Origin of the sequence: Pseudomonas sp. OVF7, from assembly GCF_030644265.1 — a bacterium.
Lineage (GTDB): Bacteria > Pseudomonadota > Gammaproteobacteria > Pseudomonadales > Pseudomonadaceae > Aquipseudomonas > Aquipseudomonas gorinensis.
In genome coordinates this window covers 3,612,264-3,624,218 of the sequence record NZ_CP128996.1, presented here as the reverse complement: position 1 = coordinate 3,624,218, position 11,955 = coordinate 3,612,264, and the positions used below count along the sequence as shown (strand labels likewise).

Annotated in this window: 10 protein-coding genes and 1 pseudogene; 6 read left to right on the top strand and 5 right to left on the bottom strand. The window is 54.9% G+C overall.

What is annotated here, in order from left to right:
• Nucleotides 1-5 precede the first annotated feature (5 nt).
• The gene (locus QU606_RS16630; protein WP_150293665.1) at nucleotides 6-719 is read right to left on the bottom strand and encodes a class I SAM-dependent methyltransferase; all 714 of its coding nucleotides are present in this window, start codon (nucleotides 717-719) and stop codon (nucleotides 6-8) included.
• 266 nt (nucleotides 720-985) lie between these two features.
• Between QU606_RS16630 and QU606_RS16625 the strand changes: the two are divergent.
• Nucleotides 986-1,266, top strand: a pseudogene (locus tag QU606_RS16625) (DUF3363 domain-containing protein); the annotation flags it as partial.
• Between the two features lie 4 nt (nucleotides 1,267-1,270).
• On the opposite strand, the gene QU606_RS16620 reads toward QU606_RS16625, so the two are convergent.
• The 4 genes from QU606_RS16620 to QU606_RS16605 all read right to left on the bottom strand — a co-directional run bounded on the left by QU606_RS16620 (nucleotide 1,271) and on the right by QU606_RS16605 (nucleotide 5,661).
• Complete coding sequence (locus tag QU606_RS16620; RefSeq protein WP_304997219.1) at nucleotides 1,271-1,672, bottom strand: hypothetical protein; 402 nt, start codon at nucleotides 1,670-1,672, stop codon at nucleotides 1,271-1,273.
• Nucleotides 1,659-2,072, bottom strand: a complete 414-nt coding sequence (locus QU606_RS16615) for a hypothetical protein (protein WP_223817798.1) — start codon at nucleotides 2,070-2,072, stop codon at nucleotides 1,659-1,661. Before QU606_RS16615 ends, QU606_RS16620 begins: the two co-directional genes overlap by 14 nt.
• Nucleotides 2,073-2,189: 117 nt before the next feature.
• The gene (locus QU606_RS16610) at nucleotides 2,190-4,502 is read right to left on the bottom strand and encodes a TonB-dependent siderophore receptor (protein WP_304997218.1); all 2,313 of its coding nucleotides are present in this window, start codon (nucleotides 4,500-4,502) and stop codon (nucleotides 2,190-2,192) included.
• Between the two features lie 307 nt (nucleotides 4,503-4,809).
• Nucleotides 4,810-5,661, bottom strand: coding sequence for a helix-turn-helix transcriptional regulator (locus tag QU606_RS16605; RefSeq protein ID WP_024074962.1), 852 nt, complete (start codon nucleotides 5,659-5,661; stop codon nucleotides 4,810-4,812).
• 482 nt (nucleotides 5,662-6,143) lie between these two features.
• Here QU606_RS16605 and QU606_RS16600 point away from each other — a divergent pair, with 482 nt between their 5' ends.
• The 5 genes from QU606_RS16600 to QU606_RS16580 all read left to right on the top strand — a co-directional run bounded on the left by QU606_RS16600 (nucleotide 6,144) and on the right by QU606_RS16580 (nucleotide 11,908).
• The gene (locus QU606_RS16600; protein WP_304997217.1) at nucleotides 6,144-6,875 is read left to right on the top strand and encodes a hypothetical protein; all 732 of its coding nucleotides are present in this window, start codon (nucleotides 6,144-6,146) and stop codon (nucleotides 6,873-6,875) included.
• Between the two features lie 350 nt (nucleotides 6,876-7,225).
• Entirely contained in the window at nucleotides 7,226-8,761 is a 1,536-nt protein-coding gene (locus QU606_RS16595) for a diguanylate cyclase (RefSeq protein ID WP_102624787.1), read from the top strand.
• 510 nt (nucleotides 8,762-9,271) lie between these two features.
• On the top strand, nucleotides 9,272-10,087 hold the full coding sequence (locus tag QU606_RS16590; protein ID WP_304997216.1) for an alpha/beta fold hydrolase: 816 nt from the start codon (nucleotides 9,272-9,274) through the stop codon (nucleotides 10,085-10,087).
• Nucleotides 10,077-11,246 carry a PAS domain-containing sensor histidine kinase gene (locus QU606_RS16585; protein ID WP_304997215.1) on the top strand — a complete coding sequence of 390 codons (1,170 nt, stop codon included), beginning with the start codon at nucleotides 10,077-10,079 and terminating at the stop codon, nucleotides 11,244-11,246. Before QU606_RS16590 ends, QU606_RS16585 begins: the two co-directional genes overlap by 11 nt.
• A 230-nt stretch (nucleotides 11,247-11,476) precedes the next feature.
• Nucleotides 11,477-11,908: a VOC family protein gene (locus tag QU606_RS16580; RefSeq protein WP_032885277.1), complete on the top strand. Its 432-nt coding sequence runs from the start codon at nucleotides 11,477-11,479 to the stop codon at nucleotides 11,906-11,908.
• The last annotated feature ends 47 nt before the right edge of the window (nucleotides 11,909-11,955 follow it).

The window sequence follows — 11,955 nt, the reverse complement described above, 5'->3', positions numbered from 1 at the left end:
GCCGTTCAGACCGTTCTACACGTTAACCAGGCCCCCCAGAAAAGACTGCTGAAAAAACGGGTAGCGTCCCCAAAACCCGCATCATGCAAAAGCTTCTGAACAGCCGCCTCAGAATGTGGAGGGTCAGCGCCTTGAAGAATTTTCCCAAGTTTGACTTTCACTTCATCCGGACTGGCTCCGTGCTGCCGCCAACGTTGCCCCCAGGCGGCGAGGAGCAACGGCTGGCTGGCATAGGCATATTGATTGCCGGCGACAATCAGCGGAGCCCCCGGTTTCAGACGAGCCCGAATGGATCGCAGAATGTCTCCCTTGGCATCATCCCCATCGAGATGATGGAGTACACCGATCAACGTGGCTGCGTCGTAGGACTCATCTGCGACCAAGTCTTCAACGTGCCCAAGGTGCACGTCCGTTCTTTCAAGCATGTTGTTGACGGCTAACTGCTGTTTCGCGGTTTCCAGCATCGATTCAGATGGATCAACGGCGGTGAAGCGCCAGCCTGGCTCAAGCCTGGCCATCGCGATGATCTCCTGCGCCGTACCGCCAGCGCCAACTACCAGTATTTTTGCCGAGCGCCTATTTCCAAGGCTTGCCGCGAGCATGCACGCCACCAGGTCCTGACAGGCGTCATAACCTGCCAGTGCGATACGGCTCTGTCGTCCGTATTCACTAGCCCGAGCATGATCAAACTTTTCAACTGAGTTAATGGGTGATTTCAAGGCGGTTCTCCCTGTCCTTGAATCAACTTAGGCCATAAAGAGCGATAATAAAAATTCATTAATTTTATGAGCTACATTCCCACAAGGAATGCCAGCGCGCTCAGGTATCGTCCAAGCGACAGTCAGCCAAGGGGCGGAGCAGTCGTTCGCGACAGGTAACAATCGGCCAAAAGCGGTCATCACGGCCCTACAAAAACTGGAACGACTCGCTGCACCGAACACTGTTCTTAGAAATAGAGAAATTCGAGAGCGGAGAATGGGGCGTGCAGCGGGTGATCCTCGCCCGGAATTTGCCGGGAACTCTGCGCAATCGGGAGCTGGCGCAGCCAGCCAGGGAGATTGCCATCGAAACCGGCCTGGAGCACCGCCCGAAGTCGGATGGGCTGCGCGTGGCCGGCATCTACTGGCGTCGCGTCATGCTCGGCCAGTAGGCGTGGGGTTCTCGCTGGTGTGGTGGAAGCCGGCGATCGGGCAACGGTTAGAGCAGCAGCTCGCCGAGACGGTGCGCGGCAGCAGAGTTTCATCGAAAATCGGACGCCAGCGGGGGACCATCAGTGAGATGGCTTTCCATCCTTTGAGAGCAGTTCTCTTGCCATTTCGATTGCCTGCTCACGTGAAGCAGCAAGAAGCAGAGGGTAACCCCAGAACTTGGCAAAAACGACCGCAAATGCCTTGTAACCAAGACGTTTTGCGGAGTGGGTTTCAACCAGGATCATTGCCAGAACCAACTTTCGCAATTCAATCTTGTGCTTTTTCATCCAGAGCGCGGTGCGCTTCTTTTCTTCCGGCGAGTGCTCATGGTCTTCTGCAGGTACGGTATCGGTCAAAAGTACGAAGGGTTCCCCGCGCTGCAAATTGGCCTCGAATTCGTCGAAGTCCTTCTGGTGATCATGTCCGGGTTCTTGCGTAAGGTTCATCCAGACCAATGGGAAGTCAGAACTATTCATCGACATGGCCGTTTCCTTTGCTTTTGATGCAACGCCAGGTGGCCGCAATGGCGAATACACCGGGTAACGTAATGAAGAACGCTGCCGAAAAGGCAACGTGCCAACCGTCGCGCAACCCGTCGGAGATTCCCCCGAGGGTATTCAGGACGACAAGCAGACTGCCGAGGACCAGGGCAACCCCCTGAGCCTTACGCGTTCCGATCAGTGCGAGAAGCACCGTCACGATCCAAGACCCATAGAATGCCGAAAACATCCAAAGCACATCGGGCTCAAAAGTAATCGCCGGTGTCGCTCCGTGCGCTCTCACAAAGTCGTTTACATAGAAAAATAACTGGAAGGTGACAAAAAGTACGGCACCAGCGGCTGTCGTCAACCAGAACAAGGCCACTTTGTTTGGGTTGTTCATGGCCGGGTCTTGGGCGGGTTGTAGAGTAGGTTGAAGGGACATAGGAGCTTTCTCGATAATCAATGGCTGTTGTATGCCTGGGGATTTCTAACGGCTGAAGCGTTCGCCTGCGGTAAATCAATACCTATAGTCCAGCGTCACCATCAAGTTGCGCGGTGCGCCGTAACCTACGGTGTCAAAATCGCCCTTCTGCAACGCGTACTTCTTATCGAACACGTTGTTGACGTTGACTGCCGCGGTGATCTTCTTCGTGATGGCGTAGCGCCCTAAAAGTGATACCAGGGCATATGAACCCTGTTCCCCGCCCAGCGAACTGGTGCCGGTGTTGGGTGCCTGGTAGAAGCGGCTTTGCCATTTGACGCCTGCGCCTAGCGTCAACTTGCTCCACCCTCCGGGCAATTGGTAGGTGCTGAAGAGCTGGGCCGTGGTGCGCGGTATTTGTGAATTCAAGCGGACGCCATTGCCATCTTGCGCAGTGAAATGGGCGATACCTGCATAGATGTTCCAACCACGCGCCAGCTCGCCCTGCAAGTCCAGCTCGATCCCGCGCGACTTCGTCCCATCCGCGCCTATGTAGGCTTGCGCACCACCTGGCGTATAGGTGCCTGCGACCATCTGTGCAGCGTTATCCAGCTCGGTATGGAACAAGGCTACCGACGCATTCAGACGCCCGTCCATGTAGGCGCCTTTAAGGCCGATTTCCTTGGTTTTTCCCTTTGACGGCGTGAGCACGTTGCCCTTGCTGTCGCGATAGTCGGTTTGCGGATTGAATATGCCCGTGTAGCTCACGTAGGCCGAATAGGTCTTGTCGATGTCGTAGACCAAGCCGGCATACGGGGTGAATTCACTGCTCTTCTTGTAGTGCAACGACGAGCCACCGACGACATCGTCGATTTCGTAGTTGCTGAAGCGGCCGCCGACAATGAGTTTCAGAGGCTCGGCCAGCGAGAACCGGGCTGCGCTATAGACACCACTCTGCTTGATTCGAGTGCGGGTCGGTATCGAAGGCATGGCATCGAAGTTGGGGCGGGGATAGGCTGGGCTCAGTTCATAGACATTGACCGGCGTAAAGCCTGGATAAAACGGAGCGATATCCTCCTGGCTGGCGGTGCGGCGCGAACTCGTCGCCCCCACCACCAGGTCATGCTGGCGGCCAAGCAGTTCGAAGGGGCCGCTCGCCATCACGTCGAAGGTGTTTTGACGGCTGCGACCTTCGGACGCCAGTGCCACCGGAAGAGCCCCGTTGGGAAAGGAGCCCAGTCCCGTGGCGCGATCGGGGCGGCCGACCAGGCCGAGCAGTTCGGCATCGAATTCCGTGCGGTATTGATTAGCGACGGCCCGGAGATTCCAGCCGTTGTCAAAGCGGTGCTCGATCTCGGCAAACGCCGTCTTAAGGGTGTTGTCCCAATGGCTCCAGTTCTGCGCGTAGTTTTTGGAGCGTGAATACTCCGCCTGCGTGCCGTCGCTGAACCATAGCGGTAAACCACCCCAGGTCGAGCCCTTCGGCGTGATGTCCTGGTAGTCATAGCCCAGGCTCACCGTCGTGTCGGGTGTCAGATCTGCCTCGATGATGCCGTAGAACGCCTTCCTCTGTGGCTTGTACCCATCGAGGTACGAGTTTCCTTCCTGGGACGTCCCGACCATGCGGGCGCGGATACGGCCATCCTCGGTCAACGGAGTCGATACGTCGGCCATTTCCCGGTGGGTATCCCAGCTCCCCGCTCCGAGCGAGGCGGACGCCGAGAATTCACGGGTCGGTCGTTTGCGCACCAGGTTGATGGCGGCCGAGGGATTGCCGGTGCCGGTCAGCAATCCGGAGCCGCCCCGCACTACCTCGATACGATCATAGAACGAGGTATCGATAGAACCGATGCCGCTTCCATTGACGATGTTGCCGAGGACGGTGGGTATGCCGTCGTACTGGACGTTGTTGATCAAGAAACCACGCGAGTAGAAACTCGTCCGCTCGCTGTCGGACTGGTATGAAGAGACGCCCGTGGTGTTCTCCAGCACGCCCTGAACCGAATTCAATTGCTGGTCGTCCATGCGCTGGCGGGTGATCACCGTCACCGACTGCGGTGTTTCCCGCAGCGACAGCGGCAGGTGCGTCGCCGCCGACGTCTGGCCCGTGGTGTAGGAGCCAGTACCTTCGGTGGTCGCCGTATCCATGGGGCCCGTTATGGTGATGGCCGGCAAGGCTATCTCGTCTTGAGACGTCCCCCCTGCCCTGGTTTGAATCTGCCGTGGCTCGGCGGCAAATGCGCCCTGCGCGCTAATGAGAACTGCCGCCGCAACTGCCGAGCCCAGCACGGTGCGGGGCGCGCTCCTGATTGCGCCCTTGTACGAACCATCCAGATGAGGATGGCCAGCGGGCTCTGCGCGCCTATCAATTGGCCAACGGGACTTCCCAACAGTTGCAATGATGAACATCAACAATACTCATTTGTATTTAGATGTTTCATTTAACAATAGGCACAGAGGGGAGTGATGGCGAAACCAGGCCAGATTGTTATTCAGTTAGGCCAAGCGTGATTTCATTTTGGCGTGCGGATGGTTTTCATTGAAGACCGGGGGTTGCGTGAGCACCTACAGTCGCTGGCATCCGAGGAGGGTTTTGTTCTCGACGAGGAGTTAGCTTTCACCATCACCACGACGTTGCAAAATGTCGGCAACTCCGCAAGGAAGGACCATCGGCGACGGAAGGCGGCCGGTGGTCCCGAGTCAAGAGTCTGATGCATCAGGGAGAGATTTCATTGGGGAGCATGATGCCGGGCACGGAAGCGAGCTCTGCGCCGCCGATGCGATCCGATAGGTATCGTGCCGGAGGTTTGCCCACGGCCTTGCGGAACATGGTTACGAACCCGCTGGCGTTTTCGTACCCCAGCTCTATTGCCACCGTTTGCACGCTTTCACCCTTGGTCAAACGTTGAAGCGCAAGGATCACATGCAGTTGCCGACGCCAGCGCCCAAAGCTCATTCCAATTTCATGCAGCAAAAGACGGCTCATGCTTCGCTCGCTCATACCAATTCGAGTAGCCCAGTCGGCCTTCGACGTCTTGTCCGTGGGGTCGGCCAGCATCATTTCCACGAGGCGGCGTAATCGGGAATCACGCGGCATGGGCAGATGCAAGTCTTCCACGGGGGCCGCCACCAACTCATCGAGCAATGCGGCAATTAACCGGTCTTCTCGCCCCCCCTGCGCATATAACTCAGGAAAACCGGCCACCTTCAGTAGCAACTCACGTAGCAATGGCGATACCGAAATCGTGCAACAGGTTTTCGGAAGGTCCGGTGCTGCGTCTGGCTCAACGAACAGGCAATAGCATTCCGTTTCACCCGCCCCCCGCGCCGCGTGAGGCAAGTCTCCCGGTATCCATATGGCGCACTGCGGCGGCACGATCCAGACACCGTCTTCAATTTCGCAGTTGAGGATGCCGCGTAGGGAATAGATCAGCTGCGCCTTGCGGTGCTGATGCCTCGCATTTTCCCAGTCCTTTGTTACCGATGTGGCACTCAAGGCCACGACGGGGCGCGAAATGCTGTCGACGTCCCAAGGCACAGTTAGATCGGTGATCGCAATGCTAGACATGTTGTCTTGTAGAGCCCTAATGGAAGATGTGGATTTGGCCTAAACGGAAAATACTATGACCAACTTGCTCAATCACATCTAGCATTTCTTCCGCTTGGGGGCTTGGCTCCTCTTGGAATATGTTCGCGGGGCCTGAAAGAGTTTCAGCGACAGTGACGGTCTATTGAAGGTGCTTAACCCGTTGCTGCTTTGTCAGTGGGTTGATTTGAGGTTTTTTGCTTGAGGCAGGCGCGCCTATCCTGTGGCGGGTGGCCCTTGAGATGTAAGTTTGGCCATGTGGTCTTCACGATTGAACGAATAAAACAGCCTATCCTGCCCACTCCATAACTCTCCCATCATGCTGCGTACTCTCCCGCTGGCCGATGGGCAGATTTTGTCTCAGACCAATCAGGAGAGCTACTTTTGCAAAAGGACAGTTCAACCTCGGCCTGATGTAAAAAGCAATTCGCCGAGAGAAGTTTCGTGTGCCTTGATTCCCGAATGTGGATGAAGAAGACTCCATCCATTATCTGATGGTCGAACCAACGACCGAAGTTGTCGAAGTGGAATTACGTTTGAGCATGGGGCCGACGATGCAGGGAAAAACGTTCGAAATAGTGCAAATAGATCAAATCCACGAAATTGTTTCGCCAACCGTAGAGTCACTTTTACAGCCGTTAGGGTTCGAAGTTCAGGGCCCGCTGTCCTGGCTGCGTAGCGTCAATGCTCCCATTCGCCAACTCTTTCGCCTTGAGCAGCGCAAAGGCGGCGCGCTGGCGCCGTCATGGGCTCTGTCACTGGACTTCGTTCCCCATCTTTCCGGCAATGAAATCAAATGGCACAGGACGTCAAAATCAGCACGACCTGATCTGACTTTCGATGTGCGAGATCGAGCGTTTGATATCTCATACAGCTACGGACTTGATGTCATAGCAACCAGCGCTCCCAATATCCTCCGGGCTGCCATTCCAAAAGCTGAATCGTTTTGGAACGAGGCTCGTTCGATAGCCGACCTGCCTGGTGCTTTCGAGCGGGTCAAGCAGCATTTGTCGACGGGTGGCCTGGGTTTCTACAACTACATACAACATCCTCTTGCATACGCGTTTGTATTGGCCATGAACGGCAAGCCCGACACAGCCGAAGAAGAGTTTCAACGCTATTCACAGCGTCTTTCAGAGGCGGCTCAAAAAAAACTCCGCAAGCTATTCATTGATGCAGGCGGTCACCTTGGCTAAGCGAGTACGACTTTTTCAACAGAATCGGCCAAAAGCAGTCGGTCGAGGAGGATACAGAAAAGCCAGTTGCTCAAGCGTGTCGTTCGCCAGCGTGGACCCGCTTAGGCGCTGCGAGCCTAGCTAAAATATGCCCGCCGGCCGAAAACTGCGAAAGGTCGACGAACGTGTCTACAACTGTTCGCAGGCCCATTTTTAACAACTCGAGAGTTGAACCGTTAACGGGTTTGAATCTTTCATATAAGCCCCCTCTTTAGCGCTTGAGTCGTAAAGATATCGACAGACGCGCCGATACTTCAAAAGGATTCTCGGTCACTGCACACTGTTTTGGCGATGAGCAAGGAACACAACACATGTCTATTCGTCAAAACGCACTCAAAGCATCAGACGTGACCCTTTGCGGTATGGTGCTCCTGGCTGGGGTGGCCATTACGTTCTTGGTGCTGATACTGTTCTTAGGATCAGAGCAGCGTACAGTTAGCGTCGCTTTTCAACTTGAAATCGACGAAAGATTCAGTCGACTGCAGCGACGCTTTAATACTCAGGAATTGAAACTGGACGTGGTGAGGCGCTTCTTTGTCAACGCCGACGATGTCACTGAAAAGGAATTTATTGGGTTCGTTACGCCTCTCGTTGGAGAGGACGAAGCCTATAGCTGGGTACCCCGGATTCTCGAGAAGGATCTCCAAGCGTTTCGCGCTAAAGCGCTTCTCAACGGCACCAGTGACTTTTCATATCATGAAATCAATCCCGTCACCGGCGAAAGAGTCCCCCTCACCCGTCGGCCGGAACACTGGATATTGCTCTATTTATTGAAGCGCGATGACGTAACGATCATACCTGGCATGGACGTCATGAGTCGTCCGGGGCGCCAGGCCTTGATGAGCAAGGCACGAGAAACACGTCAAATAGTGGTGTCGGAACCGTTGAAAATGACCAATGGACAGGCGGGAATTTTCTTTGTCGCACCTGTATTCCAGGAGTCCTCTGAGGTTCCGTTGAACGATGATGATTTGCAGGGTTTCGTGGTCTCCACCGTACGCCTGGCTTCTTTGATGGAACAAGGGATTCCGTTGCCAAGTCTGCAACGACTGAACGTGACGCTTTCATTAATCGACCCGCAGCATCAAGGGGAAATCATCTATCAGAGTGAGGTCACCGCTGCCCCTTCAGCGCTTTATGCGCAGCGGCTGCTGAAAGTTGCCGACCAAAATTACTTAGTCCAGTTCAGACCCAGCTCAACCTTTCTAGTCGCCAACAGCTACACACTGTCTATTAGCCTGTTTTTTGTGTTCGGAATGGGGTTGACGCTGCTATTGACCTTGATGGTGTACTTACTGATTACGCAGCGCGCCCGTGCGCTCTCGCTGGTTGATGAGCGCACGCGCGACTTGCATTTATTGAACATTACCGATCACCTGACCGGTGTCTACAACCGCCGACACTTCGAAGAGTTGATGGAGCGCCTGCTCGTCGAGGCTATCGCGCAACACCGTCCTCTGTCGCTGATCACGTTTGACGTCGATCACTTCAAACAAATTAACGACCGCTGGGGCCATCAGTGTGGTGATAACGTTCTGAAGTCGTTATGCACACAAATATGTTCAGCTACGCGCAAAACCGATCTGCTGTGCAGAACTGGCGGAGAAGAATTTGCTCTGATTTGCCCGGATACTGAGCTGAACGATACAAGGCTGCTCGCAGAAAAGCTTCGCACCCTGATAAGTACCGTGCCGTTTGAAGATATTGGACAGGTGACTTGTAGCTTCGGTGTTGCAACATGGATTCCATTAGAATCGTTTGACTCCTTCATTCGGCGGGCCGATACCGCGATGTACAGTGCTAAATCAAATGGTAGAGATCAAGTCCAACTTGCAGATATGAATTAGATGGGCTACCCGGATGTCACTGCGCAAACGCCGAAACTCAGCAGAAAAGGAACGGCGTTGTTTGGTCATCTGACACCTCGATCTGGCGAGCATTTTCGCCTAAATGGGTGTCCGGTTTCATTAGACCACTACCGTCGACGGGTGGCCTGGGTTTCTACAACTACATACAACATCCTCTTGCATACGCGTTTGTATTGGCCATGAACGGCAAGCCCGACACAGCCGAAGAAGAGTTTCAACGCTATTCACAGCGTCTTTCAGAGGCGGCTCGAAAAAAACTCCGCAAGCTATTCATTGATGCAGGCGGTCACCTTGGCTAAGCGAGTACGACTTTTTCAATAGCATCAGCGGACATTCGTCTTCAGCATCTCGACGCCAGAATTAAAATGTTTGCCCGAACCAAGTGCGACTTCTTCAGGGAGTCATAAACCTATACCGCGTGACGCGATCCCTTCGACTATCTACACTGCCGCAGACATCAAAACCTTTGGCGCGACCGGGGCAGCACGCATGGACCTTCAACATCGCAACAACGTAAAAGTAATGGGCGATGGTCCTTCAACGCTGATCTTTTCCCATGGTTTCGGATGCGATCAGTCCATGTGGCGTTATCTCGCCGAAGGTTTCACCGATCGCTTTACAGTTGTCCTGTATGACCTCGTCGGAGCGGGTGAGTCGGACCTCGAAGCCTATGATCGGGAAAAGTACAACTCACTGGCCGGGTACGCCCGGGACCTGAATGAAATCATCGACCATTACGCCCGTGGGCCGGTGATCGTTGTCGGCCATTCCGTCAGCAGCATGATCGGTACCCTGGCTGACCGCCAAGCGCCCGGAAGCATTGCTGCCCATATAATGATCGGCCCTTCACCCTGCTATATCGACACCGACGACTATGTCGGTGGTTTCAAGCTGGAGGACATCCACTCGCTGCTCGACATACTCGACAGCAACTACCTTGGCTGGTCCAGCACCATGGCCCCGGTGATCATGGGCACACCAGGGCAACCGGCACTGAGCGAAGAGCTGACGAACAGTTTTTGCCGCACCGAGCCCGATATCGCCAAGCAATTTGCACGAGTGACGTTCATGTCCGACAACCGCCAGGACATCGTCGGGCTGGCGACACCCACGCTGATCCTGCAATCCACCGACGACCTGATCGCCCCCCTCGCCGTGGGTGACTACCTGCACGCTGTGCTGCCCAACAGTACGCTCTGCCTGGTGGCCAACGTCGGCCATTGCCCACACATGAGCGCGCCCAGTGCATGCTCCGAAGCTATGGAGAACTTCCTGTCACCCTGGATACGCGAACATGTCAACTGACCAGCCGTTGCTACCCGATAATCAGATGCTGTTCGATGAAGCCCCCTGCGGGTTGGTGGTAACGAAGGAAGACGGCACGATTCTTCGCAGCAACCAGACGTTTAGCCATTCGATCGGCCTGGACGCCCAGGCACTCATCGGGCGGCGTTTTCAGGACCTGCTGACCATGGGCGGGCGCATCTTCCATCAAACGCATTGGTCGCCGCTGATGCAGATGCAAGGATCCGTCGCCGAAGTAAAACTCGATCTGGTTCACCATGACAAACACATCGTGACCATGTTGCTCAACGGCGTCCGACGCGAGCACGCCAGCTGTGCGTTTTATGAGCTGGCGCTCTTTGGCACCAAAGATCGCGACAAGTACGAGCGCGAGTTGCTCAACGCACGAAAAGTCGCCGAAGACCTGCTGCGCGAAAAAACCGCCGCCGAATCGGCCCTCAGGCAGGCCCAAGCCGAGCTTAAAAGCGCCTACGAAGAAGCACAGCTTCGCGCCTCGTTCGCCGAACAAATGGTGGCCATCGTCAGTCACGATCTGAAAAATCCGCTGACGGCTATCAAAATGGCCTCTGGCATCCTTGCCCGAGAAGAACGCACCACTCGAGAAAGCAAAATGCTGGGCCACATCAGCCAGTCGGTAAACCGTGCCGAACGCATGATTGCCGACCTGCTGGACCTGGCATTGGCCAGGGTTGGGCAAGGCATCACGCTTAGCCCTTCAACCGTGGATTTGCACGCCTTCGTTGGCGCCAGCGTCGATGAATTGCGTATGACATTCCCCGAAGCCACGTTGGTGCATCAGACTGTGGGGACAGGCAACGCCTGGCTGGATGCGGACCGGGTGCAGCAAATCATTGGCAATCTGGTGGCTAACAGCGTGGCTTATGGTGATTTACAACATTCGATCACGATCACTTCACGCGTTGAACAGGATCACGCCGTTGTATCGGTAAAAAACCAGGGGCCGGTTATTCCCGACTCGTTGATGGACGTTTTGTTTGAGCCAATGATTCGGGGTGCAAAGACCGGCACCGATTCGCGCAGCGTGGGGCTTGGACTCTTTATCGTTCGAGAGATCGTCAGGGCGCATAACGGTGTCGTATCGGTGAATTCAACGCCAGAGAGTGGCACCACCTTTACCGCGACATTTCCGATGGTTTGATACAGCTCATCCGCCTCAATTTCTTCTCGTATCGCCGTTACCTTTAACGGGTGGTTTTCTGCACGTAGCGACGGGCAGAAAACGGCCAGAAGCTGCCACTCAAAGCGACTCGATAACTCCCACCCAAGCGTGCATCATCATGCTCACCACGATCCCGCCCTGGCAGCGAAGCCGTAGGTGCAGAACCTGCCCGCTCACAAAAACAAGCATTTTGAAATGGAAGTCATCTCATGTTCGAACGTAACAAACTGGTTCCGGAGTTAATGGTCACCAACCTGGATAGCAGCCTGGCTTTTTGGGTTTCTCTTCTGGGGTTCAAAGTAGCTTATCAACGTTCGGATGACGGATTTGCGTACCTTGATTTGAATGGTGCTCAAGTAATGCTTGAGCAGATTGATCCGGACGCGGGTCAATGGCTGACTGCGCCATTGACCAAACCGTTTGGAAGAGGCATCAACCTACAGATTGATGTTGAGGCTGTCGCACCCATCATCCAAAAACTTGTTCAGGCTGGATTTCCACTCTATCGAGAATGCAAAGACACCTGGTATCGGGCTGACAAAATAGAAGTAGGTCAGCGCGAATTCATCGTCCAGGATCCCGATGGTTATCTCGTAAGGTTGGTAGAGCGGTTGGGTGAGAGACCGGCTTGCTCAATCTGAACCTAAGCCAAGCCGACCGTCAGCTTTGGGTCTTTTTCAGCCGGTCG

What these genes read in the sequence shown, in the direction of transcription:
- QU606_RS16615 (WP_223817798.1), bottom strand. Translation starts at nt 2,072, where the DNA reads ATGAACAACCCAAACAAAGTGGCCTTGTTCTGGTTGACGACAGCCGCT.
- QU606_RS16595 (WP_102624787.1), top strand. Translation starts at nt 7,226, where the DNA reads ATGTCTATTCGTCAAAACGCACTCAAAGCATCAGACGTGACCCTTTGC.
- QU606_RS16605 (WP_024074962.1), bottom strand. Translation starts at nt 5,661, where the DNA reads ATGTCTAGCATTGCGATCACCGATCTAACTGTGCCTTGGGACGTCGAC.
- QU606_RS16585 (WP_304997215.1), top strand. Translation starts at nt 10,077, where the DNA reads ATGTCAACTGACCAGCCGTTGCTACCCGATAATCAGATGCTGTTCGAT.
- QU606_RS16610 (WP_304997218.1), bottom strand. Translation starts at nt 4,502, where the DNA reads ATGTTCATCATTGCAACTGTTGGGAAGTCCCGTTGGCCAATTGATAGG.
- QU606_RS16590 (WP_304997216.1), top strand. Translation starts at nt 9,272, where the DNA reads ATGGACCTTCAACATCGCAACAACGTAAAAGTAATGGGCGATGGTCCT.
- QU606_RS16620 (WP_304997219.1), bottom strand. Translation starts at nt 1,672, where the DNA reads ATGTCGATGAATAGTTCTGACTTCCCATTGGTCTGGATGAACCTTACG.
- QU606_RS16580 (WP_032885277.1), top strand. Translation starts at nt 11,477, where the DNA reads ATGTTCGAACGTAACAAACTGGTTCCGGAGTTAATGGTCACCAACCTG.